Annotated in this window: 21 protein-coding genes; 8 read left to right on the top strand and 13 right to left on the bottom strand. The window is 52.6% G+C overall.

Annotated features, from left to right (window positions below; all coding sequences use genetic code 11):
* The first annotated feature begins 28 nt into the window (after positions 1–28).
* Positions 29–1,015: a hypothetical protein gene (locus tag H6624_01780; GenBank protein ID MCB9083038.1), complete on the top strand. Its 987-nt coding sequence runs from the start codon at positions 29–31 to the stop codon at positions 1,013–1,015.
* On the opposite strand, the gene H6624_01785 is transcribed toward H6624_01780, so the two are convergent.
* Positions 1,012–2,040 (bottom strand): AraC family transcriptional regulator, encoded by a 1,029-nt coding sequence (locus H6624_01785; GenBank protein ID MCB9083039.1) that lies wholly within the window; start codon positions 2,038–2,040, stop codon positions 1,012–1,014. The genes H6624_01780 and H6624_01785 overlap by 4 nt on opposite strands.
* 80 nt (positions 2,041–2,120) lie before the next feature.
* On the opposite strand from H6624_01785, the gene H6624_01790 reads away from it, so the two are divergent.
* Together H6624_01790 and H6624_01795 are read left to right on the top strand one after the other, a co-directional pair.
* Entirely contained in the window at positions 2,121–2,591 is a 471-nt protein-coding gene (locus H6624_01790) for a response regulator transcription factor (GenBank protein ID MCB9083040.1), read from the top strand.
* Between the two features lie 165 nt (positions 2,592–2,756).
* Positions 2,757–4,127: a hypothetical protein gene (locus tag H6624_01795; GenBank protein MCB9083041.1), complete on the top strand. Its 1,371-nt coding sequence runs from the start codon at positions 2,757–2,759 to the stop codon at positions 4,125–4,127.
* Positions 4,128–4,448: 321 nt separating this feature from the next.
* Here H6624_01795 and H6624_01800 read toward each other — a convergent pair whose 3' ends face one another.
* From H6624_01800 to H6624_01810, 3 genes are read right to left on the bottom strand one after another with little or no spacing between them, the layout of a single operon-like run.
* Positions 4,449–6,062: a c-type cytochrome gene (locus H6624_01800; protein ID MCB9083042.1), complete on the bottom strand. Its 1,614-nt coding sequence runs from the start codon at positions 6,060–6,062 to the stop codon at positions 4,449–4,451.
* A 3-nt stretch (positions 6,063–6,065) separates the two neighbouring features.
* On the bottom strand, positions 6,066–7,247 hold the full coding sequence (locus H6624_01805) for a protein nirF (GenBank protein MCB9083043.1): 1,182 nt from the start codon (positions 7,245–7,247) through the stop codon (positions 6,066–6,068).
* Complete coding sequence (locus H6624_01810; GenBank protein MCB9083044.1) at positions 7,244–7,471, bottom strand: cytochrome c; 228 nt, start codon at positions 7,469–7,471, stop codon at positions 7,244–7,246. Before H6624_01810 ends, H6624_01805 begins: the two co-directional genes overlap by 4 nt.
* Positions 7,472–7,754: 283 nt before the next feature.
* On the opposite strand from H6624_01810, the gene cobA reads away from it, so the two are divergent.
* Positions 7,755–8,543 (top strand): uroporphyrinogen-III C-methyltransferase, encoded by a 789-nt coding sequence (gene cobA, locus H6624_01815; GenBank protein MCB9083045.1) that lies wholly within the window; start codon positions 7,755–7,757, stop codon positions 8,541–8,543.
* A 535-nt stretch (positions 8,544–9,078) separates the two neighbouring features.
* Here the strand turns inward: cobA and H6624_01820 are convergent.
* A complete protein-coding gene (locus H6624_01820; GenBank protein MCB9083046.1) occupies positions 9,079–9,669 on the bottom strand; it encodes a bifunctional precorrin-2 dehydrogenase/sirohydrochlorin ferrochelatase in 591 nt (196 codons plus the stop codon).
* A 37-nt stretch (positions 9,670–9,706) separates the two neighbouring features.
* Between H6624_01820 and H6624_01825 the strand changes: the two genes are divergently transcribed.
* From H6624_01825 to H6624_01840, 4 genes are read left to right on the top strand one after another with little or no spacing between them, the layout of a single operon-like run.
* Positions 9,707–11,176, top strand: a complete 1,470-nt coding sequence (locus H6624_01825; protein MCB9083047.1) for an Lrp/AsnC family transcriptional regulator — start codon at positions 9,707–9,709, stop codon at positions 11,174–11,176.
* Positions 11,173–11,670, top strand: coding sequence for an Lrp/AsnC family transcriptional regulator (locus H6624_01830; protein ID MCB9083048.1), 498 nt, complete (start codon positions 11,173–11,175; stop codon positions 11,668–11,670). Before H6624_01825 ends, H6624_01830 begins: the two co-directional genes overlap by 4 nt.
* A 3-nt stretch (positions 11,671–11,673) precedes the next feature.
* On the top strand, positions 11,674–12,870 hold the full coding sequence (nirJ, locus tag H6624_01835) for a heme d1 biosynthesis radical SAM protein NirJ (protein MCB9083049.1): 1,197 nt from the start codon (positions 11,674–11,676) through the stop codon (positions 12,868–12,870).
* 25 nt (positions 12,871–12,895) lie between these two features.
* The gene (locus H6624_01840; protein MCB9083050.1) at positions 12,896–14,125 is read left to right on the top strand and encodes a hypothetical protein; all 1,230 of its coding nucleotides are present in this window, start codon (positions 12,896–12,898) and stop codon (positions 14,123–14,125) included.
* A 102-nt stretch (positions 14,126–14,227) separates the two neighbouring features.
* Here the strand turns inward: H6624_01840 and H6624_01845 are convergent, their stop codons facing one another.
* The 8 genes from H6624_01845 to H6624_01880 all read right to left on the bottom strand — a co-directional run bounded on the left by H6624_01845 (position 14,228) and on the right by H6624_01880 (position 24,979).
* On the bottom strand, positions 14,228–15,436 hold the full coding sequence (locus H6624_01845) for a S1 RNA-binding domain-containing protein (GenBank protein MCB9083051.1): 1,209 nt from the start codon (positions 15,434–15,436) through the stop codon (positions 14,228–14,230).
* 231 nt (positions 15,437–15,667) lie between these two features.
* Complete coding sequence (locus H6624_01850) at positions 15,668–16,267, bottom strand: hypothetical protein (protein ID MCB9083052.1); 600 nt, start codon at positions 16,265–16,267, stop codon at positions 15,668–15,670.
* Positions 16,186–16,563 (bottom strand): S1 RNA-binding domain-containing protein, encoded by a 378-nt coding sequence (locus H6624_01855; protein MCB9083053.1) that lies wholly within the window; start codon positions 16,561–16,563, stop codon positions 16,186–16,188. The genes H6624_01850 and H6624_01855 overlap by 82 nt, the downstream gene beginning before the upstream one ends.
* Positions 16,554–17,042 carry a S1 RNA-binding domain-containing protein gene (locus H6624_01860; protein ID MCB9083054.1) on the bottom strand — a complete coding sequence of 163 codons (489 nt, stop codon included), beginning with the start codon at positions 17,040–17,042 and terminating at the stop codon, positions 16,554–16,556. The genes H6624_01855 and H6624_01860 overlap by 10 nt, the downstream gene beginning before the upstream one ends.
* A gap of 422 nt (positions 17,043–17,464) precedes the next feature.
* Positions 17,465–21,973, bottom strand: a complete 4,509-nt coding sequence (locus H6624_01865; protein ID MCB9083055.1) for a fibronectin type III domain-containing protein — start codon at positions 21,971–21,973, stop codon at positions 17,465–17,467.
* A 246-nt stretch (positions 21,974–22,219) separates the two neighbouring features.
* Entirely contained in the window at positions 22,220–22,975 is a 756-nt protein-coding gene (locus H6624_01870; GenBank protein MCB9083056.1) for a hypothetical protein, read from the bottom strand.
* A 91-nt stretch (positions 22,976–23,066) separates the two neighbouring features.
* Positions 23,067–24,173, bottom strand: coding sequence for a hypothetical protein (locus H6624_01875; protein MCB9083057.1), 1,107 nt, complete (start codon positions 24,171–24,173; stop codon positions 23,067–23,069).
* Entirely contained in the window at positions 24,170–24,979 is an 810-nt protein-coding gene (locus tag H6624_01880; GenBank protein ID MCB9083058.1) for a TIGR02147 family protein, read from the bottom strand. The genes H6624_01875 and H6624_01880 overlap by 4 nt, the downstream gene beginning before the upstream one ends.
* Positions 24,980–25,090 lie beyond the last annotated feature (111 nt).

A 25,090-nucleotide genomic window follows, 5' to 3' on the forward strand; every position in this document is an offset into this window, starting at 1 on the left:
CTCTTTTAGGGTTTAGGAGGAAGAGGGTATGAAAAAGTTTTTCTATAGGGCGAGCAAGTTGGGGCTGCAGTCGACTGTGGCTGTGGGGATGTCCCTCTGCTTTGCATCAGGGTATGCACAGGGGGCGACTGCGATGACCTCATCGGAGCCCTTTTCACAGTCAATCAGTCAGTCATTGGGTATCAAAGGGCTCAGGCCGGCCTTGGATACCAACTTCTTTGCTAAGGAGCTGGCGGCAGTGCGGACGGCCTATTGGAATTCCACTCGCAGCTACCAGAGTCAGCGAACTCCCACGAATTTTGATTCCATGTGTATTCACGATTTTGAATACGTTCAGCGGGAGAACGGGGCTAAGGAGTTTTGTATTCTTCGTCGGTGGATGATCAACACCAAGGGTGTGCGACCTGAAGAGGCCGCCAAGCGGGCCTTGATTTCAGATTTGCTTCCCCATGACACGACCATTTTCGCCTCCTTTGAAGCGAATCTCTTGAATCCGCAGAACTGTGCACAGGTCTCGATTCCCACGACAAGTGCTGTGAAGGAACGCATGGATTACCTGCAGAACTGGATGGTGGAAAGTCCCCAGTCAGACAAGGCCTTTTGGGGTATCCAGGTCATGGATTCCATCATGGGTAAGCGGGCAAGTATGTCCTACTATGTTCGCGCCAAACTTGATGATGGCACCCTGCTGACCAATAGTGCTCAAGGCGAGGCTCGCTGTGGCTACCAGGACAACGCCTACTCCACTCACACGTCGACAACCATGGTGGTGCCGGGAAAGGACAGTCATCTGGTCTATGCTCTGTCCGCAAGTTGTTTTAATCCGGCGCATGGAGAAGATGCAGTTAAAGAAATCGATCAGATTAAGAGCTTCAAGGGAACCATTCACAAGATGTACTGTGAGGACGATGACGGAAAGTTCAAAATCCTCAAACAGTCATTGGGTGATTCTGCGCAAAAAGCTGCTCCAGTTCAAAATAACTGGGGCAGTCCTCGATTTGGTGGCGACAACTAAGAGTCCAAGTCCCTGTCTCGGGATGTGCGGCTCTCTCGATAGGCCGAAGGGGTCATTCCCACCAGACGTTTAAAGGCTGTATTAAAGGTCGACTTCGAGTTAAATCCCACTCCATAAGCGATATCGATAATGGTTTGCCCATCGTAAGAGGGGTCCTTGAGTCGTCGTTTAACTTCTTCAATTCGATATTCATTCAGCAAATCATAAAAACTGCGCTGGAGACTCAGGCTAAGGACCTGACTGAGATGGTGTTTGGGGACTGAAAGGGCTTTGGAGAGCCGGCCAAGTTTAAAATTGGGGTCTAGAATATCGTCGGAACCTTCAAAATAACTAATGGCCTGCTCGGCGATCTTTTCCATCTCAGCTGGGGTGAGAGTGGAGAACTGATAGCGGGGAGTGGCCTCCTGAGGGTTGGTTTCCTTGACAACTCGCAGGTCAGCAGAGTCCTTCTTCTGAGAGTTGGCGGCCTGGTCAACAAAAACGGATTGGGCCAGGCTCCTAGCCAGGCGCTCGCGTTGTTGCACCAGAAGGGAGCCGAAGGCGAAAGAAATCCACGGTGCCATCAGTACCGCACCCACTTCCACTTCCATGATCAAGCCGAAGTCACTAAAGGGGCGGCCGAGCAAAAACCTTTGGCTCAAGAGCCCCAAGGTGGGCGCCAGAGCACCCAAAAATCCGTAGAGCTTGTAAGTGTCTCGACCGACAAAAAGGGCAAAAACCATAAAAACCACCGGCACCCAACGCAAAACAATGGGATTGGGAAATATGAGAGAGACAGTGAGGAAGGCTAGTCCCAGGGTGGTCTTAAAAAGAAAAGCGACGACTGAAAGGCGGCCCTGGATACAAAAGAATAGGCCCACGAGATTCGAGCACAAAAGAGCGATATTGGCCCACAGAACCGGCACAATGACGTTACCTGTGGTGAGCATAATAGTGACCTGAACCAGGGCCAAAAGGGATATTAAAGGTAGAATCCAGAAGAAGATCCTAATCTGGGACTGTTCAAATCGTTGGTCAAATTCCATTGATAGGTGCCTCAATTAATCCGAACGCCTGCGATCAAGACTCCCGTTGTCATCTGTACTCAAACCTTTTGGGGTTTTAAGTGATTCGAACCCCCTCCGGGGGTGAGCCAATTGTGAAGGACGTCTTTAGGCGTTTTTCTTGTTCTACTGGCAGTATGAAACAGCCAATTGAAGAGGGTCAATTTAAGAATCTCTTTGTCCTGGAACCGAACCGGGAGCTGAACGAGGCCTACCAGGTGGCCTTTGAGACCCATGGCATTACGGTCAGCGGATTTTTCGACTACGGGGAGTTGAATCAGGCATTGGAAGAGGTGGTTCCTGATGCGGTTATTGTGGATTTAAGGCTGCCTTCTGAAGCTGGGGTGGAGAGTTTCAAGCTCTTCAGGAAAGCTCACCCTCAGCTCCCCACTTATCTGACCGCCACCTTTGACATTGAGCCCCGCATGGCCCTGGAGCTTGGGATATTGGGAATCTTCTACAAGCCCTTTCGGGTCAAGCAGGTGGTGACCCAACTTCTTCTCGACTTCAAAGTCGCCAACGGTCACAAATAGTTAAACCTTAGTCCCGAGGAACCATCTGGAAATTGTTCTATTTGCTGGGGCGGCCGCCCCTGTATCCCTTGTAAATGAGTGCTTTTGCTTATTGAGGCATCAACCTCGTGCTAACTCATGGCTTTTGCCCTCATGAGAGGGCGGATTTCACATTCGAGGGGTATCATGAAGCCGATTGGTCTTTTGCTTTCTATTTTTGTTGTCTTTAGCGGATCACACGCCAGTGAGTTGAGCGGGTCCATTGTCATTGATAGTGAGCAGCAGCTCAAAGAGAGTCGGGTTCTCTCGAATCCTGCGGCCAAGGGAACTCTCAAAGACCCCTACGTCATTCAAGGTTATAGGATCTCTTCACCTCTGGGTGGCTTTTGCCTGCAGATTAAGAACGTGCCCAAGGTGATTCATCTTAGGGACATGAGCTGTTCAGTTGCTGAAGGTGGTTTTCGCTTTGAGTCCGTCAAAAGCCTTGTCCTTGAGGACATTCGTATCAGCAAGATCAGTGGTTTCTTTGGTGTCTTCCCCGGCGGAGATGGCAAAGACGGTATTGGCCTTCATTTGGTTGATACGGGGAAAGTTGTGCTGAAAGGAAAGAGTGAGGTCTCCTTTATTTATGGAGGTGCCGGAGGAGCAGGCGCCCCAGGTGGCGGCGACGCCGGCCACGGTGGTGATGCTTACTCCATTTTAGTTGAAGGGCAAAACACGTCTCTTGAAATCAACGACCTGGAAATCAGCTACATCTATGGTGGTGCCGGTGCGGCTGGGGGAGCCGGTCTTCTCAGCCAATCAGGAGGCCAAGGCGGAAATGGTGGGACAGCACTTGCATTGGCGGTTCGCGGTGAGCTGAAGAGTCTGAAGTTAAAAAGCCCAAGCCTCTCCAAGATCTATGGGGGTGCAGGGGGTGCCGGTGCGGTTGGAGCTGTATCGGGTGGTGGTGGAGGCCCGGGAGGCCAGGGCGGTTCAGCCTTTGGTGTCGTCGCCCTTCCCAGCCCCAAAGCGACGGCAGTTGAAGTGGCGTCTGGTGTGTTCAAGGATTTTTACGGTGGTGCCGGTGCGGCCGGAGCCGCAGGAGCCTGGGGCAACGTCGGCAGTGGCGGCGCTGGTGGAGCAGGCGGTTCAGGTGGCACGGCCACAGTTATGGAGTTGGGAAATCCCGGAGATCAATTACGTTGGTCAAAAAACCTGGTCGAAGGTGTCTTTGGTGGTGCCGGAGCTGCAGGCGGAGCCGGAGCCCTGGGGTCGATGGGTTCCGGCGGTGAAGGCGGATCTGCCGGGGACGGAGGTCATGCACGGGTGATTCACTTCGACCAACTCAAGAGCCTCAATGTGGTTGATAACCAAATTCATAAGATCCTGGGTGGGGCCGGTGGCGCTGGAGCTGCAGGAGGTTTAGGCCTCTGGGGACGATTGGCCTCCGGGGGCAAGGGCGGACTGGGTGGCCAAGGCCAATTCCTTCCTCCAACTTTACTCGAATGGGATCCCGATAAGAATGAGGTTTCAACAGTCAAAGACGGTCTAGACGGTCTTAACGGTCTGAACTAAATGGGGCAAAGCTGGCCTCCTTAGATGTTGATCCACCTCACACTCACACTTCTCAACCAAATAGCTGGGCGACCCCTCGCCGGGAAGCGGATCCCTTGATCAAAGCCAAAACTGGAATTTGAATTGAGAGGCCGGGCTCCGGAGGATCAATGTGCTTAAAACCGAGTTCGGCTTGGTGCTGCGCTCTGAGCGAGAGCGCTGCTGCCAAACGTATGTCTGAGGTTTTAAGCGTATTGATCGCAGGAGTTCGGACTCCCAAGACGACTTCATAAGGCTGAGATCAACAACCAAGGGGGCAACTGTTAGTTGTGTTTCTCCATCTTAGTGGCTGGTGCCTTCGGAGAGGCGGGTCTTGTTGTAGACGTTGTATTTGCCTGAGGGTTTGCGCATGGGGATGCGTTTGCGTACCTTCAAGGTTTTGGCGTCATAAATCAACAGTTCACCCGGGTCTTCCCAAATGCTGAGGAGAACATACTTTCCACGGCGATCAAACTCCACGTGCCCGGAGACTTTTCCAGGTACCGGCTTTAAGGTCTTGCGAATCGTCAGCTTCTTTTTATCGATGACGTGGATGAGATCCTTGTTGGGGCCAAAGAAAACATCGGCCCAAGCGTAGGGAGAGTTCTCATGGGAGCGCAGAAAGAAACCTGGCCCCTGGGTGGGAATATCTTTAATCACTTCCCAATTTTCCGTATCGAGAATGGTGATTTTGTTTTCCTTTAGATTTGGCGAAGCCATGACTCGTTTGCCTTTATAGGTCCAGGAAATCCCCGCACCCAGATGAGGCATTCCTGAAAGGGCAATCTTTTTGATGGGTCGACCAACGATGAGGTTCACCACCCAGGCTTCCCCACTGCGGGAGGCCCCTACTAGGTGATCGTATTTTTGATTGAAAAAGAAATCGTCCAGAGGGTCTTCAAGACTAATGCGTCGAATGGGAAAGGGGACCTTTTCCTGAGGAATCTCTTCGCCGGATTCAGTGCGAAAGTCATGAACCAAGCCTGTGAATGGGGCCACGGCATCGTCTCGATAGCTCACTTCCCACACTTCAGGAATATCTTTAAGGGCGACAATGAAACTCTCCCGGGGGGGGGCCGTGTAAACGGCACTCACGCGGGAGGATTCGCCACGGATGTTTTCAGCTTTGAGAACCTTAACCAGTTCCAGACTGGGGGCTTTGAGAATCGCCACCGTGTGAGGCAGATAGTTGCCCACGGCTACATAGCGTCCGTCAGCCGAGACGGCAATATTGCGGGTGTTAATGCCAGCCCGTACTTCTGCAACCTGTTTGAGATTGTAGAGATCATAAGAAGTGATCCAGCCATCTCGCGAAGCAAAAAAAGCATAGCGCCCATCGGCCGTATACTTGATGCCACCGTGAAGAGCGTAACGCGTCGGGAAGCGGTGAAGGGACTTGTAAGTGTCACCATCCAACACCGTGATGTGATGATCTCCGGCCTCAACCACCATAAAGATGTTCAAGGGGTCAGCTTTAAACTTGGCCTTTCCTGGCCAGCCTTCCCAGCCGGATTCCACCTTCAGGCTTGCAGCGATCTCTTCGTCTTGCCAGGAGGGATCTTGTTTGGGCGGTTGAAAGACATACTGAGCGAGCGATTGAATCTGTTCGGGAGTCAGGGTTTCCTTAAATGCGGGCATTTGCGTGGCTGGGCGCCCATTGGCAATAACTTCACTCACATCCGCCGCTTTCGAACGGCCGAGACTCACAGGGAGAAGGGCTGGGCCCGTTCCTCCCAGTCGGTCAGGCCCGTGGCAAGAGGCACAGTGAGCTTGGTAAAGAGCCACTTCTGGACCTGTCTCAACAGATGGAACCTTGGGAGTTGGGGGTGAGACCGCTTGAGATCCTGGCACACTCTGAGTCGAGGAACAGGCAGTGACAATCGAGGCTAAAACAAAAACAGCAAAGATCGTTCTCATCGACTACAATCCGATGCGGTGGGCACGTGAGGACATAAAAATGCCACTGGGTTTTTGCACAGTCATCTCCTTGAGCTTGATGAACCTGGTCGGGTCCCAGACCTCCACCCGGTCTTCGTCCCGCACCGACAACCACAGTTGATCTCCCCGAGGAGTGAACTCCATGTGCAGCACTCCCTTGCCGGGCTTGAGATGTTTGACCACCTTTAGGGTTTTCACATCCACCACCTGCAGGTTTTCATTGTCGGGAAAGGCGAAGTTCACCCATACCTGGCGCCCATCTGGGCTGGCCATGGCAAACACGGGTTGCCCAATCAAGGGGATGCGCGTGTGAATGCTCCAGGTATTTTTGTTCATAACGAGGACTTCTTTGGCGCCAATGGCGGGGAGAAAGAAATAGTCCCCGGCTGCCGCCCAGCCCTCAAGGTGGGGCATTTTATACACGGGAAGTTTTTGTTTGCCTTTGCCGTAGCCACTGAGAACTTTCGTCATGCCTTTTTCAGGGTGCCACAGATCGAGCAGTGCCAAGCCGTCCTCACCAAAAAGACCTGCGATATAATACCGGCCATCGCCTGTGATCAAAGCATCATAGGGCTCCCGTCCTGCCTTGAGTTTTTCGACCTTGATATTTTTTCTGTCAGTGAGGTCCGCCACCCAGGTTTCACCGGCTTCAAAGAGGCTGAAGACAAACATTTGCCCGGGGGCATCGACCAAACCGACGACCTTCGAGTATCGGCCATCATCGGTTTTGGCTGGAAGATCTGCGATCAATTCCAAAGCGTCGGTGGAAAATACTTTTACTCCGCCAGGTTCATAATTGGAAACTGCCACCAACTGCCCATCCTGAGAAATGGCTCCACCAATGGAGTTTCCCGCCTGGAGAACACGTTTGACGATTTTTTGTTCCAAGAGATCCACCTTGGTCAACCCACCGTCGCGACCAAAGACAAAAGCGTAGCGTCCATCACGAGAGTAAACCGCCGAAGCGTGGGAGAGATCACCGAAGCCGGGAACAAAACCGAGCAGTTGAGGATCGGAAGTTTTTAGGACTGCAATGCGCCCCTGGGCCCGTTCTACAATCAGTCCCAAATCTCCCGTTCCGCCTATGTAGGTGGGTTGGTGGGCACAGGAGGTGAGAACACCGGCAAGGCCGAGTGAAACAACACAGATGTTTAGGAACTTCATTTGATGACTCCCTCTTTAAGTACTTTCACCAACCACTTGGCTTCGTCTTCATTGATAAATTGTTTCCACGGAGGCATGGCCGTTCCCGGACGTCCCTCGCGAATGGTGTGGACCAAAAATCCATCAGGTTTGTCTTGCAGATTTTCTGGCAAAAGGGGGGTGCCCAAACCTCCCTTCATGGTCATGCCGTGGCAGGAGCCACAGTCCTGGCGAAGCAGATACATCAGTTCTTTTTGTCGGCTGTCGGCGATGACTGAGGCTTCATTTTTTTCACCACTATTGCCGGCATTTGCATGGGTGATGCAGGCCACAGTAAAGGCGGCAATTGAGAGTGTTTTCAGGGCGGAGCGTTTCACTCATTTTCCCCTATATTCATGGGTTTGGCCTGGGAGATTAAAGGTGAAGCATGAGGAGATCAAGTGGCGGTTTTGGATATGCCGAGTCAATTTGTCTCCCGTCGGTTTATGCAATTGCAATTGGCCTCTTGAAAGGTAGATTTAGGGATCTATGGGATCAGTAGGTAAAGTCTATTTGGTGGGGGCCGGTCCCGGGGACCCAGAGCTTTTGACCTTGAAAGCGGCAAGATTGTTGGCTGAAGCCGATATGCTTCTCTATGACCATTTGGTCGGAGCCCAACTACTAAAATTCACCAAACCCGAGTGTCGATTGATCCCTGTTGGTAAGCGCTGTGGCGACCATCCCGTTCCCCAGGAACAGATCAATCAATGGCTTGTCGACTACGGCAAGATGCCGTTGACGGTCGTTCGCCTCAAAGGGGGCGATCCGTTTGTATTTGGCCGCGGGGGAGAAGAGATTCAGGCATTGATCGAAAATCATATTCCCTTTGAAGTGGTGCCTGGAATTAGCTCGGCCTTGGCAGCTCCTGCTTATGCGGGAATTCCTGTTACCCATCGCAAAGTGGCGGCATCCTTTGCCGTCATCACCGGACATGAAGCCGCTGATAAGGGCGAGTATGTTGATTGGTCTGCCTTTGCTAAGGTGGACACCTTGGTGGTGCTGATGGGAGTGAAAAACCGGCAGAATATTGCTCGGGAATTGATCGCCTTGGGGCGCTCACCGAAGCAGCCCGTGGCCTTTATTCAAGAGGCCACAATGGGAAGTCAGCGGGTGGTGTTGTCCTCTCTGGAAATGGTGGCGGAGAAACCGCCTCAGGTGCAGTCTCCCAGTGTGATGGTGATTGGTGAGGTGGCTGGTTACCACGAGCACTTTGGCTGGTTTGAGTCAGAGCGCCAGTCCTTTGGTGGTTTTGTTCCCTTCCAAGAAGCCGGACTTTAAGTCCAAAAATTGACCCCCCTTTATAGTTGATCTCAGCCCCATGAATTCTGTCTTGGGAGTCCGAACTCCTGCGATCAATATACTTAAAACCTCAAACATCCGTCCGGCAGCAGCGCTCTCGCTCAGAGCGCAGCACCAAGCCGAACTCGGTTTTAAGCATATTGATCCTCCGGAGCTCGGCCCCTTGAATCAGATTCTAATGTGAGCTTCGATCAAGGACTCCTCGTCCCGCCAGTGGATGTCACGAATTTGAGCGAGGGGGATAAGGCTGAAAAACTGGCCTCCTTGGGTATTGATCCTCAAAACCATAGGCTGCGTTTGTCCGAGCAAAAGGGCCGATTGACGAGCCATTTCCGCAAATCCGAATCCTCACCGTCGCGCAGGGCGTATCCGAACTGCGGCAGCGGTGCTGACGCAGTCCGAAGACGCGCCTGCGGCCGAAAAGGTGCGTGAGGATTTGCGGAGAATGGTCGGCAACGGACCTGATGTCACTGACAAAGGATTTTGAGGATCAAGACCCAAAGAGACGGTTTTATTAAAGTGGCTTCTGGGATTTTAGATCGTTGAGGAGTTGTTTGGCGAAGGTGATGACTTTTTTGCCGCGTTCGGTGGCGGTTTTGAGGCTGAGGACTTCGCTGGATTGGCGAAATTGATCGACCTTGGCAACGATGTCATCAAGCTCCAAAGGGAGGGCCTGATCAATCCACTTTTTGAGAGTGCCGGCCATAAAGGGCGCTTTGCCTCCGGTGGAAATAGCCACAGTAAAGTTGTCGCGCTTGACCAAGGCGGGAAAAATCCAGGAGCAGTACTCAGGAACGTCGACACAGTTGCACAAAATGCGCCTTTCGCGGCAGTATTCGAAAACCTGTTTTTGAAGCCCGATGTCATCAACCGCCATGATCACAATGTCATAGCCCTCAAGGTCACTCATGGAGAATTCCCTGATATCCAGAGTCAATTTGCCATCCTGGGCCCACTGGTTGAACTGAGGCAGTGAGTTTGTGGCGATGACATGAAGTTGAGGTTTAAAGAGAAGGAGTTTTTCTGCTTTTCCCAGGGCCACTTGGCCGGCCCCCACGAGGAGAATGGGACGATTTTGCACGGGAATAAAGACGGGAAAAAACATATTTATATCTCCAGACATTCGTTATACACAGGAGGTCATGGAAATCCAAAGGGAATTCACCTGGCCAGAGAGGGCCTCTCGTCAATGGCAGTTGCTCAATGATTTTCAGAGGGATTTTCCTCTGTGTGCCGAGCCCTATGCCGAACTGGCCCGCCAGATGGGGGGCATAGGTGAAGAGGAAATCCTGTCTCAGCTCAAGGACTGGAGTCAGACCGGCGTGTTAAGTCGCGTGGGTGCGGTGTTTCGCCCTCAGGCCTTGGGACCGAGCACTCTGGCAGCAGTTAAAGTGTGCCCACCGCGCTTGGACGAAGTGGCTCAGTTCATTAATTCTTTTTCAGAAGTGAATCACAATTATCAGCGCGAAGCCGATTTGAATCTGTGGTTTGTGGTGACGGCCCCCACCGAGGAGAGGCTTCAGGAAGTGCTTTTGAGTATTGGTGAGAAGGCGGGATTTCCCGTTCAGGACTGTCGTCTTCTCTATGAATTTCGCATCGATTTGGGCTTTAGCTTGATGGAGGAAGAACCCCAGGCAGATTTCAACGAACAACAGGCCCAGGGGCCAGCCCAGTTGTCGGATCGGCAAAGGCAAATCTGCCGGCTGTTGGAAGAAGGCCTTCCTTTAGTCACTCGTCCCTTTGATCCATGGGCCAAGTCTTTGGATTTGACGACGGAAGAATTGATTCAAGAGATACAGACGTTAGTGGAACAAAAAATCATACGTCGTTTTGGTTTGGTGCTGCGCCATCGCCCCATGGGTTACCAACACAACGCCATGACGGTGTTTCGTGTCCCTCAGGAGCGTGTCCTTGAGGTGGGTCGGGGGCTGACCTGCTATCCTTTTGTGACACTTTGTTATGAGAGAAACTCGTCCCCTGTTTGGCCCTTTAATCTCTATTGCATGATTCATGGAAAATCCCGTGACGAAGTGGAAAGCCAGATTGCCCGGGTGCGGGAAGAGCTTTCCTTGGGCGAATTTCCCCACGAGGTGTTGTTTTCCACCAAGGCCTTTAAGCAGAGGGGAGCTCGATATCTTTCCGGTCGACGAAGAAGTGAAGATGAGGTGCAGGCCATTCTTTTGAATCGTCTGCAGCAGGGGATTGAAGTGGTCAATCGGCCTTTTCAAAAACTCTCCCTTGAACTTGGACTGTCCGAAGAGGAAATTTGCCAGCGTTTGCAGAGGATGCGTGAAAGCGGCCTTTTGACTCGCTTTGGTCCCATGTACAATATTGAAAAAATGGGCGGAGCCTTTAGCTTGGTGGCGATGGAAGTTCCCGCTGAGAGATGGGACGAAGTGCTGCAAAAAGTGAATGCCTTCCCCGAAGTGGCTCACAACTACGAAAGGGAGCATCGCCTGAACATGTGGTTTGTCTTGGCGGCTCTTCCGGCTGAGGAAAAAGAATCCCTGTTGCGGCAGATTGAAACAGCCACGGGCCTTAAAACCTATGATATGCCCAAGCTCAAGGAGTTTTACCTCAATCTCCAGTTGGAATCAGGGGAGAGAACATGAGCGTTGAGACTCTCGACGATCTTGATCTACGACTGATTGAAGCCACCCAAGAGGGCCTGCCACTGGTGCCTGAACCCTACCATCAGGTGGCGGACAAACTTGGGGTACCGGTCGAAGAGGTGAAGAACCGTTTGCAGAAATGGCTCGACACGGGTGCAGTGCGAAGAATTGCCGCGGTCCCCAATCACTACCGCATGGGCTATGCCGCCAACGGCATGACGGTGTGGGATGTGCCAGATGAGGTGGCCGAAAAACTGGGTGAGCAGGTGGGAGCCTTGGACTTTGTCAGTCACTGTTATCTGCGGCCCCGCCACCCGGGAATTTGGAATTACAATTTGTTTGCCATGGTTCATGGCAAGACTCGTGATGAGGCGATGGAGAAGGTGGAGCAAATACGCCGGATTCTAGGAGAGAATTTGCGAGGTCATGATGTTCTCTTCAGTCGCAAGATCTTAAAGAAGACCGGCTTTCGTTTGTCCACGAGGAAGGATTAAAAAATGTTTCGTATCACCCAACTCATGGAAGAGATTAAAAATCCCACTCCGGTGGGACCGCGCCGTCGCCCCAAGGGGCCCGTGGTGATTTGGAATTTGATCCGTCGCTGTAATCTTTTGTGCCAGCACTGCTACACCAACTCCGCTGATCGGGACTTCAAAGGGGAGCTGTCGACGGACGAAGTGAATCAGGTCATGGATGATTTGAAGGCCTTTGGTGTGCCGGTCTTAATTCTGTCCGGCGGCGAGCCACTATTGAGGCCTGACATTTTTGAGATCAGTCGCCGGGCGGTGGACATGGGCTTTTATGTGGGGCTTTCCACCAATGGCACTCTGATCACCGAGGACAATATCAATCAGATTGCGGATATCCGTTACAACTACGTGGGCATTAGCCTTGATGGCATTGGCTCTGTGCATGATTCCTTTCGCGGAAAAAAAGGAGCCTTTGACGAAGCCCTGCGCGGGGTCAGGCTGTGTCGGGAAAAGGGTCTTAAGGTGGGCTTGCGCTTCACCTTGACCGAGCAAAACAAAAAGGACCTGGATGGCCTCCTTCATTTGATGATGATCGAAGACGTGGACAAGTTTTATATGTCTCACCTGAATTACTCAGGTCGCGGTCGAGTCAATCGCGAGAAGGACGCTCATCACCAAGCCACCCGTGAGGCCATGGACCGCCTGTTTGATGAGGCCTGGCGGAGTGTGGAGTTGGGAACTAAAAAAGAGTTTGTCACTGGCAACAACGATGCCGATGGAGTTTATTTTCTCCATTGGGTGGAGAAGCGCTTTCCGGAACGAGCGGAGCACATCCGCCAAAAGCTGGTCCAGTGGGGTGGCAACTCCACGGGCATTGGCATCGCCAATATCGACAACTTGGGCAATGTTCATCCGGACTCTTTCTGGTGGGACTACAACTTGGGAAATCTCAGAGAGAGGAAGTTCTCCGACATTTGGCAAGATCTTTCAGATCCATTGATGGCAGGACTTAAGGGAGAGCAGAAGAGACCCTTAAAGGGGCGCTGTGGAGAATGTCAGGAATTTGCCATCTGCAATGGCAACGCCCGAGTGAGGGCCTACCAGACGGCGGGGGATTTTTGGGCGGAAGACCCTGGCTGCTATTTGTATGATAATGAAATCGGACTTGGAGAGGGGAAGGTGCTTCCCGCAAGAGAACTGGCGATAAATACAGAGTTGAGTTAAGCATTCGAGGACGGGGATGGGAAACATGGAAATGATGGAACCAGGACCAGCACTAGTAAACGGACTTGGCTATGTGGGTACAGGAAAACGAGGGAGCGACACTTGTCCGCCGGACGTGATTACGTCGATTTTGACGGAGGCTCGGCAAACACCTCCACCGGCGAACACCTTGGGTGCTTTTTTTGGTGGTCTGTGGATGAAAGGTGTGGCCAATGAGGAATTGGCTTTTGAAGCGCTTTTGGGCCAAGGGGCATTGAAGGATTCGCAAGCCCTGCTGTCTTATTTTTCTCAAGGCGTTCCCAAAAAGGTTTTGCAGCAAACCAAAGAACTCATGGACGGCAAAATCATGAATCGTGCTGAAGCTCGTGAAATGGGTGAGTTCTTGTTTTCTGATTCACCTGGTGATTCCCTGCGTACCTTGATTGCCACGATCTTGCGAGTGCGCTACGCCAGTCCTGAGGAATATGCAGGACTCTTGGATGTGATTGCGTCTCAGTACCCGCCGGCCTTTTGTGAGCCGGTGCCTGAGGGTAAGCCCATCATTCAATTGGCTGAGCCCTTTGATGGAGTGGAGAGATCCTGGATTTTGACGCCCATATTAATGCGAGATTTGACTGAACTCGGTTATCGGGTGGTGGCGCTTTGTGGCCGCAACCCTGGGCCTAAGAAAGGTTACAACCTGTTGGACGTGGCCGAGTCTTTGGCGGAAAGCCGATTCTTAAAGTCCAACAGTCAGCTGGGCGAAGAGAACTCCTACGGTTGGTTTTTGCGGCAAAGTGACGTAGCCCCCAGTTTGGACCGTTGGGTGGAGATTCGTCATCAAATGAAAAAGCGCCCTTCCTTGGCCACTCTGGAAAAATATGTCTCTCCCTTTAAAGCCGACATTTTTATCGGCTCGGCCTTTCACCATAACTTTGGCGACAAGATGGGCGAAATTGGCGAATGCCTCAAGATTCCCAAAGTCATTGTCACCTTTAAGACGGTGGAAGGTTCTCTTGGGCCTTCACTTGGTCGAGCCACCAAGATTTTCACCAGTGATCTTGAGTCCTCAGGTGAGTACCGCCATGAGGAATTTGACTTCAAGGTGGAAGATTTTGGTCTTACCAACACACCCGACCCTAAAGACTTCACACCCGGTTTGGAGAAGAACTGCGAATTGATCCGCAACTATTTTGCCACCGGCGAAAGCGGTGACGCCTACTTTGATCAGCGCGTGACCGCCGCCCGCGAAATGCTGAGCCGAGTCCTCGGGTAGCACCAAAAGGTTCCAGGTCCTATTCGTGGATGCGTGATGCCAAAGCTACCTCTCCAGGAAGGTAGCTTTGGCATCACGCATCCACGAATAGGACCTGGAACCTTATTGCTTCTTCTGCGCCTTTTGAAAAGCGGCAGCAAAGGCTCCCATAGCAGACGAAGATGAGGTAGCGCCAGTGTTGACGTGTTCCCGCCAGGATTGGTCTTCACCTTCGCCCTGGAGGCACAAGCTGATTTTGTGCCCTTCCAGATCGATTCTCTCCACGGCGACGAGGATCTTGTCCCCCGGTTTTTTGCTTTCGATAGATTTGCCGTCAACAGCGTCCCGCCATTTGGATTGGTGAAGAAGACCTGTCACGCCGGTGGCAAGCTTCACAAAAAAGCCAAAATGCTCCTTGCGTTCAATAGTGCCCTCAATGTTGGTGCCCACAGGATTGAGTTCGGTGAAGCGCAACCAAGGGTCTTGCTCGCCGCCACCTTGTTTCAGCGATAGGGAGATCTGCAGACGATCCTCCTGCTCCTGAACCTTGAGCACTTTCACTTTGACCGGCATTCCCACTTCCAACACCTCGGCTGGGTGCTTGACTCGGGCCCAGGAAATTTCCGAAATGTGAACCAAGCCATCGACTAATGGAGCCACCTCGACAAAGGCGCCAAAGGCTTCAATGCGTTTAACCGTTCCTTCTACGACATCGCCTTCTTTGATCGAGCCCAGGACTTCGCCCTCGCGGTCGGCGCGCATCAATTGCAAGAGCTTTTTTCTTGAGACCACAATGTTGCGATGGCTTTCGTCAATCTGGGTGATGAGAAACTCAAACTTCTTCCCGACGTAGTCATCGGCATTGTTGGCCGGCCCCAAATCCATCTGACTGATGGGGCAAAAGGCGCGGTAACTTTGAATTTGTACGCGGAAGCCACCTTTGACGGATTCCAATACACGGCCCTCAACGGGCAATTCCATGTCGTAGGCATCTTCCAAATTGTCGATCTCATCTGTTCCCGAGCGGGACTGGGCGGGTTTTACTTTGATCGAGTCCTCGCGCACCTGGGTGACCACCACTTCAATGCGGTCACCAGGCTTAACAGACACCTGCCCCGATTCATCCCGCAGTTCCTTGGCGGCGATTACAGCGTCCAGGGGACTTGAGGTGGATACATAGATTTCATCTTTGCTGACTGACAGGATTTCGCCAGTAAAGCGATCTCCCACCGACAGGCGGCCCACAGGGGCATTTGCCTGCTGCAAAAAGGCCTCGTAATCGCCCTTTTCATTATCGACAATATCGTCACCAAAAATGTCTTTTTTAGCCATGGCTGGGATTCTCCTCAAGGGCCGAAATTAACCATGGGCCAGGATAAAACTCAAGCCCCTCCTGCCCCCCCATCCCATTTAAACGGATATTCACCCAATTCCACCCCATAAATCTAGGCAACCCGCCCCGGTGGGCCGGAGGCCCTTTAAGGCGCCCGAATTTGTCCCCTACGAGGCTAGAACTCTGGATCCTATCGAGTCTGCACCCTCGATTCGGGAATCGGGGATTCATTATGACGTGAGTCGGCTTCCGTTCTCGTGATTGGCGATTGGGTGGAGACGGGGTCCGTTCACTTCGCCTGAAATCAATGGTTCCATTGATATCATCATACCAACGGCATAAAACGGGTAGGTTTGGCTTTGATTGACGATCCCAAGTGCGTCAATTGAGGAGGATCCATTGAATTGAAGGTCCATTGGGACACGCAGCCGCCGTGTGGGTGTAGTTTGATCGCAGGCTTCAGCAGCTGCGTGCGGCAAAGGGGAATAGGCCACTTTTTTGAGCCTTCTGAGAGCAGCGGCAAAATCGCATAGCTCAGATGAAGTCGCGCCAGTACTGACGATTTTCGCGCCAGGATTCGTCTTCGCCTCCGCCCTGGAGGCACAAGCTGATTTTGTGCCCTTCCAGATCGATTCTCTCCACGGCGACGAGGATCTTGTCCCCCGGTTTTTTGCTTTCGATAGATTTGCCGTCAACAGCGTCCCGCCATTTGGATTGGTGAAGAGACCTGTCACGCCGGTGGCAAGCTTCACAAAAAAACCGAAGTGTTTCTTACGCTCAATAGTGCCTTCAATGTTGGTGCCCACAGGATTGAGTTCGGTGAAGCGCAACCAGGGTCTTGCTCCCCACCGCCTTGTTTGAGCGACAAGAGAAATCTGCAGCCGATCCTCCTGCTCCCTGAACCTTGAGCACTTTCACTTTGACCGGCATTCCACTTCCAACACCTCGGCCGGGTGTTTGACCCAGGCCAGGAGATTTCGAAATATGAACCAAGCCATCGACTAAAGGGAGCCACCTCGACAAAGGCGCCAAAGGCTTCAATGCGTTTAACCGTTCCTTCTACGACATCGCCTTCTTTGATCGAGCCCAGAACTTCGCCCTCGCGGTCAGCGCGCATCAATTGCAAAAGCTTTTTTCTTGAGACCACAATGTTGCGATGGCTTTCGTCAATCTGGGTGATGAGAAACTCAAACTTCTTCCCGACGTAGTCATCGGCATTGTTGGCCGGCCCCAAATCCATCTGACTGATGGGGCAAAAGGCGCGGTAACTTTGAATTTGCACGCGGAAGCCACCTTTGACGGATTCAATACGGCCCTCAACGGCAATTCCATGTCGTAGGCATCTTCCAAATTGTCGATCTCATCTGTTCCCGAGCGGGACTGGGCGGGTTTTACTTTGATCGAGTCCTCGCGCACCTGGGTGACCACCACTTCAATCCGGTCACCAGGCTTAACAGACACCTGCCCTGATTCATCCCGCAGTTCCTTGGCGGCGATTACAGCGTCCAGGGGACTTGAGGTGGACACATAGATTTCATCTTTGCTGACTGACAGGATTTCGCCAGTAAACCGATCTCCACCGACAGGCGGCCCACAGGGGGGCATTTGCCTGCTGCAAAAGGCCTCGTAGTCGCCCTTTTCATTATCGACAATATCGTCACCAAAAATGTCTTTTTAGCCATGGCTGGGATTCTCCTCAAGGGCCGAAATTAACCATGGGCCAGGATAAAACTCAAGCCCCTCCTGCCCCCCATCCCATTTAAACGGATATTCACCCAATTCCACCCCATAAATCTAGGCAACCCGCCCCGGTGGGCCGGAGGCCCTTTAAGGCGCCCGAATTTGTCCCCTACGAGGCTAGAACTCTGGAGATCAATATGGTTAAAACCGAGTTCGGCTTGGTGCTGGGTTGACACAACAGGCTGGATCCATAGATATGTCTGAGGTTTTAAGCTTGTTGATCGAAGGAGATCGAGCCTCGGAGCTGTGATGAGTAGATCGCCTTCAATTATCAAGGGGGCAAAGATTTAGTTCTTACTGTCGAGATAGGCCCTAATCATGTGCCGTTCGGCAGTGGTGAGCTTGCTTTCAAAAATCAGTAGGGTGGAGAGGTTCATGTTTTGGAAGTTGGCGGAGCCGTTTTCGGCACCAATGTAAAAGTTCTCGGTGCCAATGGCCACAGCATTGGCGTCGCCATCTAAGTTGAGCAAGTTGTTGTCGCGGAACATGGCCTGCTCGCCGCCAATTTGATCGGAAACAAAGTTCCATCGGTAGTAGGTGGCGGTGTCGCCTCCCCAAGGTGCGGTGAGGGTGCCACCGGCGGCCGCGTCCATGTTGATTTGGGCCAAGTTACTGCCATTGGGGACCTTTGCCGAAATGCCGTTACCAGCCGGATGATGGAAGAGAAATCCATCGCTACCTGTAGCTGTTGTTCTCATCACCGCAAAAACGTCCATTTGCCTCAAGGTGGTGGCATCGTTAAAGACTGCCCCACTGGTGGCGCCGTTAATCACCAGGCTGTCGGCGCTAAAGGCCACCACGTCCCGGCCACCATCGTTTTGCCACTGGACCGTACCGCTACTCTGTCTGGCCTCGTAGCCATTACCGGATTTATCCTTCCAACAGAGCACATTGTTACCGGGTGCGGTCACATTGGTCGAGCAACCGGCATCAGTGTAGAGTTTGCTGGTATCAGAACTATCCAGCCACAGACGCACATTGGAGAGCAGGGTGGGTCTTAACCACTTGTCGCGCAAGTACTCTTCCATGAGGTCAATTTCGCCCGCGCTGAGTGCGCGAGTAAAGACGATCAATTCTGCCACCTGGCCATCAAAGCCATTGGCATCAAATCCGCGACCTATCACTCCTTGTCCAGGACTTGAGATCTGGGTGGCGGTGGCATCGGTGTTGGTCAGACCATTGTGAAACACGGTTTTACCAGTGGAGTCGAGTTTTCCCCAAACCAGGGCGACCGAGGAATCAATTTGTCCAGGAGTGGTTACACTGAGGTCATTGGCGTACTGGCTCAAACGGAAAGATGTGTTGGCGTCAAATCCCATGTGGAGGCCTTGGTTGGCCACCGCTGACTGAGTTCCCATAAAGTAATTGTTCGCCGCTGTGGTGTCGCGATGGACAACGGCGAAAATCGTGTACTCAGTGCTGTCCACAAGGGACTGGGCAAAGTTTAGGTAGTTGGTGCCGCCATCAAAATCCACCCCGGGAGCGCCGGCAAGCTCGGCGACCGATTGTTTCCAGGTGGGTTTGTTGGCGCCACTCTGGGTGGCGTTGTTTCCGTGTAGGGACTTGTCCTTCCAGCAGCCCACGCTCTCACCATCACTGCTGACAATGCTGGTGCAATCGTTGGCTTGGTAAAGGGTATTGGCATCTTTGGCATCAAGCCACAGTTTCAACTTGTGATGCACAGGGAGTCCCACACCATTTGCACCAAAGAGAACGGTTTCATCTTCCATCACACTGGAACCTTCAGCGGCCTCGTCAGACTCATAATAGGCTGCAAAGCCCACATTGGATTCAAAAATCGTCCCTTGGGGAACAGCCGTGAGTCGTCCAAAGTAAGGACTCAAAGGATTATTGCCGGTCTTACTCAAGGTCAGGGTGGTATGGCTGCCACCTGGTTGAAAAACCTGGATCGTGGCCGGTTGATCGGAGGCAAAGCTCACCCATTCGGCTAGGTGGTTAATGGCGTAGCGTTGTTTCATAAAGGCGCGAGGAATAAAAGGTGAAGAGTCATAGCCGTCACTGTCAGCATTACTGCGGCCAATGATGGGATCGTTGGCTATCACGCGCGAGGCCGGCGAGCTGTACTGGGAGCCGTTACCGCCGGCCGACACAAAAACCCCTTCTGTCATGGTGCCGCTGCCGGTAGTGTTGTCGGATTCGTACCAGTTGTAACTGGTTGAAGCAGCGATCGTCGTGTACTGACCTGTGCGACTAGGAATGCCAATGATGTCGGTTGCGGGCGGCAAAATCGGCAGGTTGTCACTCACCCGATCATTGGCAGTGCCTTCAGAATACTGATAGGCAGTGATGGTTCCCGTGGAGGCAATTTTGTAACCCGCATTGTTCGGCATGCGATAAGTGGCAAAGCTTCCAGCGGTGACAGGGTCATTGTTGACGTGGGTGGCGGCGCCTTCAGTGATGGTAATATTGGTGTTTTCAAATGCATAGATGGTAATTACGTGTTCGGCATCCCGGCTGCCAACGGTAATGAAGTCCTTACCCGCCCAGTCGGGAGAGTTCCAGACAATGTTTCCCTGATTTTGGTCACTGCCACCGGCAATCAATCGGCCGGCGACAAAGATGGGCTTATCTGCAGTGATGACATCACCTACCGCACTGGCAAAGGTGAGAACCTGTCCGGCGTTGGCAGGACTTCCAGCAAGGGGAGAGCCATTGAGATTGATGGTGGTGTTGTCGTCGAGGGCAACAATGGCGCTGTCGGTGGCGCCGCCCAAGTTCATGGCGCTAAAGACAGTGGGATCAAAAAACGGATCATCAGGGGCGGTTTCCTGAGTGAGGACATTTGAGTAAGGAGAGTTGCCGCCGTTAAAGGAGCGCACGCGAAAGTCATAGCTGGTTGAGGCTAGGAGGCCGGTGACCGTGGCTGTGGTTCCCGCTCCCACTCCGTCACTGAAGACCAGCCAAGTGCCGGAGGAGGTCTCTTTGTATTCCACAAAATAATCGGTGATGGCCGCTCCGTTGTCATTGGGAGAGGACCAGGACAGATCGACACTGGACTTGGTACGACCGGCATAGGCGAGATCGGTGATGGCATCAGCGGGCTGGACAAAGCGCCAACCTCCACTGGTCACTGGTGTGGAGACAAGTCCGACTTCGTCAATGGCACGAACAGAGGTGTAGTAATAAACACCGTTGGAAACGGCAATACTCACACCGTCGACACCATCAACCGCCTGGTAGCTAGTGACTAAGGCCACATCTTTCCAATTGAGCACATCAGTGGCTCCAGGCGTGGTGCCAATGGCGTATTCGTAATTGATAAGGCTGCAATTTTCACTGGCCCCACTCCAACTGGCGGTTGCCGACTGGGTGGCATTGGCGTCACCCACCGTCGATGGCGATCCAGCAATGCTGGGTGCGGTGGTGTCGAGGCGAAATCCACTGAGGTGAGTGGCCGCTGACTCGTTGCCGGCGTTATCAATCACCTTCACCGAAGGCCAATAGACCGGCGCTCCGGCCGAACACTCGGTGAGGCTTAGACCCGTAAAGGTGTGAGAGGTACCCGTGTCGGGGTTCATGTAGACGACAGTTTCTTCTCCACCTGAGGTGGTGCCAAGGGCGACTTTGTAAGCAGCCACATCGGGGCTGGTGGATGCCGTCCAGCCAAGCAGCGGTGATGTGGCTGAGTTTGGAGCGAAACTCGAATTCAAAGTCAGAGCCGTCGCAGGATTGGGAGGTGTCAGGTCAAGATCATAGTTCACACTGGCCGTAGAACAGGCCGACACATTGCTAAAGCTATCTTCCTGCTGACCGTAAATGGTGTAACTGCCTTCTGTCAGGGCCGGGGCAAGAGTGATGTCAATGGTTGCGCCTGCCGCTGTGCCCGTTCCCACCTGGGTTGTGCATCCGGCATCACTGAACAGGTGAACCTGGTAGCCGCTGGTCACTCCCGAGGCGCGAATGGTGGGTGTGGTATTGTTACCTGGCGAAGTGGCAGGTGTCACCAATGAAAGTCCGGTTGGAGGATCGACACTGAGAATGGTAAAGCTATTGGTGTCGACACTCAGAGGCCCGGTACCACCAGAACCTGAAGTGTCGGCCTTGGTGGCGCGAACAACCTTGCCTGTTCCCGAAGTATCTACACCCACAGCTTCAGTGGCGGTAAAGCTCACCACTCCGCCGGACAAGGCCAAGTTGGTAGTGCCAGTGAGACTTCCAGTGCCAGATTGTAAACTCAAAGAGATGTTGGCCGAAGCATCGGGTCCAACCGTGACCATGTTGCCCCAGGAGTCTCTGAGTTCGTAGCTCAACAAAATGGCCTGCCCGGGGGCGTAACTTGCCACCGGTTGCTGGGTGATACTGAATAAAGCAGCGCCCCCGTTGTAAACACTGATGGGATTGGTGCTGGCGGTTAAGATTCCTGATGCACCATTGGCGGGCTTGGAGACCACTAAGCTTTTGAGGCCCACTTGGGTGAAGTAAAGACCGGTGCCGGAGAAAGTTGCGATGCCGTTGACGGCATTGATGGTTGTCGTTCCAAACAACGGACCCGTTCCGCTGGCCATACTTACCGTCACGGGGGCTGTGGCATCGGGGCCTGAATTAATGGGGCCGCCTTGCCAGTCGCGAATGGCCACAGTGAAGGTGACTTCTTGGCCGGCGGCAAGATTGCTCGCGGGCTGGACAGCGACGACCATGATATTGGGTGGAATAACGTCTTCATCTTCGGTGGGTTGGCGACAGGCCGTTAGGGTCAGCAGGGCGAGACATAAAGCCCAGAGCTTTATGTGGCCAGTGAAGTTCGTGCTGTTAAGAGACTCAAACAAACGTTCCATGGTTAATATTCTTATCGGATTTGCTTAAGGGCCGGTTAACCGCTCTGGGCGCGGTTCTCAGGATGAGACTGTGAGGGGGGAGGTGTTAGTTTTCAGTTAATTTGTGAGGATTTTTTGAAGGCAACATTCTCAATCTGACGGACAAATGTGAAGGATTCCCAATCTTTACAGGGTCAAGACGACGACCAAAATCAAAAATAAATACAGTTTTGTGAGATTGATTGGAATCAGGCTTGGGACGGATGTCTAGTTGAGTTGCATCTGCAGGATAAGGCCGAGGGAGACATCGGAAATGGCATAGTCGAAGTCGTTATGTTTGTAGGCCTCCTCACGCACCTGACCAATAAGGCCAAACAGGAATTCGTTTTGCTTGAGATTTTGCGTTGAGATGGTTTCGAAAACGGTTTTATTTTTGCGTCCAAAGAGAATAACAGCGGTGGCAGCAAGAGTGAAGTTGAGAGTCAGTTTTTCGTTATTCTCATCGGTGCCGCTACCAGTGCCTCCATTGAGTCGCATCATCAAATCCCAGTAACGGCTGGTGGCGCCGATTTGAAAGCCCGCAGTCACCACGCCGGTGGGGACTTGTTTGATTTCGTGGACGGTGGTCTGTCGGTCTTCAAGAATAAACAACTGCTTTTGCATGTAGCCCAGATCGAACATGACGTTACCAAAGCGCATGCGAAAGCCACCGATGTAATTGGTTTGCGCCAGCGATGGGTTGACCAGGGTGCGGGTGTCGGCAATGTCATAGGTGTACTGGGCGGTTTCGCCACCGACATGGAAGGTGAGCCAATTGCTGATAAAAAACTCATTCTCCATCTTCACCCGGTAACCCGAGGTGGAAGTGATGCTGAAATTGGCCACCGTCTTGTGATTGCGGGCGAGGCTTGAGAGCTCCGCCATGGCGTCCACTTCCAAATAGTACTTGGCCTCAGCCCTCATGGAGACCAATGAGATCAGGGCCAGACTTAAGCCTAAGTAGAGAGGCAAACGAGTGAACATGGTTCCAGTTTATCACTGGGAAATCGCCGGTGCTTGAACTCGGATCATCCTCTCTACCGAAGTTGGGTCCAGAACTTGCGGGGCGGTCCGGTTAGGGAACCCACACACCAATGCGGTAGCGGGAAATCTGTCTATAGCTGCCGGCCCACACCATCATGCTGTCTGGATTGCGGGGTTCAATGACGTACTCTTTGTTACCGTCCCGTTCTTCGACCAAGGATACGAAGGTCTTATGCCAGCGTCCTTGTTTGTCCTGTTCTTCGAACTCGTAAGACTGAAGGTACTTGGCCGGTCGCACGACGTTACTTGTATAGCGGCCGGTAGCGGGTCCGGTACGTACCAGCTCCAGTGCCTGACAGCGGTTTTCCACTCGGGCAAAAATGACCACATTTCGCGGATAGGACGTGTGGGGAACAAGAATGCCAGATAGTGTCTGCATGGAACCAAAAGTTTTGTCCGAAGTGGTGAGTCCCGCATCACACAGATACCGGGAAACCATTTTAGCATTTAGGCCGCCCGGCAAATGAGCAGACTTGTTAAAAAGTACGTGAACAAAGCTGGCTATCTTGTCGGTGGATTCAAGGACATCATTATTGAAGTCATCGTACCAAACCCGAATCAGCGCCTCGTGAAGCATAAAGGCCAATTGGTCCCGATAGGGCAGACTGTGATAGAGATTGCGATCAACCAGTACAGTGAGGCTGTTGCGATCCTGTAGGGCCAGTCGGTGAATAACCCCGCGGACGCGCCAGGGGAGATAGACGACCCCACGGTCGCCCACCTCGGGCAGAGGACCGTTGACCAGGTAAAAAGTGAGCTTGTCTAGGCCACCTAAGATTTTACTCATCACCGGCTCAGTAAAGCTGTCGGCTCCGGCCGGGAAATAGGTGGCGTCGAGCAGTCCCTGGTGGCGGGCCAATTCCCTTTCCAAGCCGTGGCGAAGTCCTTCAATTTCCGGATCAAGAATCTCAGAGTTGGGAATGCGCACCAAATCCAGAAATCGAACTCGGCCATTGTGTTCGACCAAAGTGTCACCTCCATTGCCCCGGTCATTTCCCAGATTGGTGACGACCCCGACTTGATCGGCTTTTTCAAGGGTAGTTTGTTGGGAATCTGCCTTGGGAGAATGGGCCCAGCTGATAACACTGAGGCTTGTTGCTGAGAAGAGAAGTGCACATTTTATTGCTACTCGGATCATTGAGAACTCCTTTTATTTCGATCAATTTGGCTGACGGGGACCAATTGCACGTTGAGGTTATAGACTTCTGTTTTTTCGCCCTCTTCGAGAAAGGCACACAGTTGACGTCTGAAAGTGCGGATCATTTTCTTAGCTGGTTCAATTTTTGACCTATCGATGGCCATGGTGATGGAAGTGATATCGCGATCAGCGAGCTCCACAGTTTCCAGACAGTCAATGGCTTGGCGGAGACTTTGCCGGTGAGAGCTGCGCAAAGCGGGTGACGCGATATCAGTAGGGGTGGTCAGGGATTTGTTGGTGGCCACCCATGCCCCATCTTTTTCCACTAAAAGATCCAGCCGGGTGAGACGCTCAATCGCACTCTTCACCTGAGTGACGGAAATCCCCAATCGCTGAGCGATCCATTTGGCGTCGGACTTAAAACCCCGCACTTCGGTGAGACTTAAAATGGCGAAGTGATACCAGTCCGCCAGAGCGTGAAAGTGATCCAGGGACAGCTGAATATAGTCGCCCGATGATTCAATTGAGTTTTCCATCTTGCCCTGAGGGGCCGCCATGCCTTTTCCACTTTGCTGGATGCGATTGAGCAGGGCTTGTTTGGCCTGGGGATCTAGCTCCAGGCGGTCAGCCAAATGACGGGCCATCTTATGGGTGATCGGGCGCTTTTGATTGAGGATTTCAGAAAGGCGACCCGGGGGAATCTGCAAAACCTGGGCAAAGGCTCTCAAGGAGAAAGAGGGGTTCCTCTTACGTCGAGCATCGTACTCTTCTTGCAGCCACAGGCGGGCACTTTGACCAGTGTTCATAGGCCGAGAAGTAGGCCCATGAGCCAATGAGGTCAAAGCTCTTGGGAACAAAATGATCCCAAATCCTAGGGAACGGGTAGGGACTTCATGGGGGTGGCACTGGTATAGGGG

Source organism: Pseudobdellovibrionaceae bacterium (genome assembly GCA_020635075.1).
Taxonomy (GTDB): domain Bacteria; phylum Bdellovibrionota; class Bdellovibrionia; order Bdellovibrionales; family UBA1609; genus JADZEO01.

Excerpts from the sequence above, each read along its gene's own strand:
- H6624_01780 (MCB9083038.1), top strand. The coding sequence starts at position 29 with ATGAAAAAGTTTTTCTATAGGGCGAGCAAGTTGGGGCTGCAGTCGACT.
- H6624_01785 (MCB9083039.1), bottom strand. The coding sequence starts at position 2,040 with ATGGAATTTGACCAACGATTTGAACAGTCCCAGATTAGGATCTTCTTC.
- H6624_01795 (MCB9083041.1), top strand. The coding sequence starts at position 2,757 with ATGAAGCCGATTGGTCTTTTGCTTTCTATTTTTGTTGTCTTTAGCGGA.
- H6624_01800 (MCB9083042.1), bottom strand. The coding sequence starts at position 6,062 with ATGAGAACGATCTTTGCTGTTTTTGTTTTAGCCTCGATTGTCACTGCC.
- H6624_01805 (MCB9083043.1), bottom strand. The coding sequence starts at position 7,247 with ATGAAGTTCCTAAACATCTGTGTTGTTTCACTCGGCCTTGCCGGTGTT.
- H6624_01810 (MCB9083044.1), bottom strand. The coding sequence starts at position 7,471 with ATGTATCTGCTTCGCCAGGACTGTGGCTCCTGCCACGGCATGACCATG.
- cobA (MCB9083045.1), top strand. The coding sequence starts at position 7,755 with ATGGGATCAGTAGGTAAAGTCTATTTGGTGGGGGCCGGTCCCGGGGAC.
- H6624_01820 (MCB9083046.1), bottom strand. The coding sequence starts at position 9,669 with ATGTTTTTTCCCGTCTTTATTCCCGTGCAAAATCGTCCCATTCTCCTC.
- H6624_01825 (MCB9083047.1), top strand. The coding sequence starts at position 9,707 with ATGGAAATCCAAAGGGAATTCACCTGGCCAGAGAGGGCCTCTCGTCAA.
- H6624_01830 (MCB9083048.1), top strand. The coding sequence starts at position 11,173 with ATGAGCGTTGAGACTCTCGACGATCTTGATCTACGACTGATTGAAGCC.
- nirJ (MCB9083049.1), top strand. The coding sequence starts at position 11,674 with ATGTTTCGTATCACCCAACTCATGGAAGAGATTAAAAATCCCACTCCG.
- H6624_01840 (MCB9083050.1), top strand. The coding sequence starts at position 12,896 with ATGGAAATGATGGAACCAGGACCAGCACTAGTAAACGGACTTGGCTAT.
- H6624_01845 (MCB9083051.1), bottom strand. The coding sequence starts at position 15,436 with ATGGCTAAAAAAGACATTTTTGGTGACGATATTGTCGATAATGAAAAG.
- H6624_01860 (MCB9083054.1), bottom strand. The coding sequence starts at position 17,042 with ATGCCCCCCTGTGGGCCGCCTGTCGGTGGAGATCGGTTTACTGGCGAA.
- H6624_01865 (MCB9083055.1), bottom strand. The coding sequence starts at position 21,973 with ATGGAACGTTTGTTTGAGTCTCTTAACAGCACGAACTTCACTGGCCAC.
- H6624_01870 (MCB9083056.1), bottom strand. The coding sequence starts at position 22,975 with ATGTTCACTCGTTTGCCTCTCTACTTAGGCTTAAGTCTGGCCCTGATC.
- H6624_01875 (MCB9083057.1), bottom strand. The coding sequence starts at position 24,173 with ATGATCCGAGTAGCAATAAAATGTGCACTTCTCTTCTCAGCAACAAGC.
- H6624_01880 (MCB9083058.1), bottom strand. The coding sequence starts at position 24,979 with ATGAACACTGGTCAAAGTGCCCGCCTGTGGCTGCAAGAAGAGTACGAT.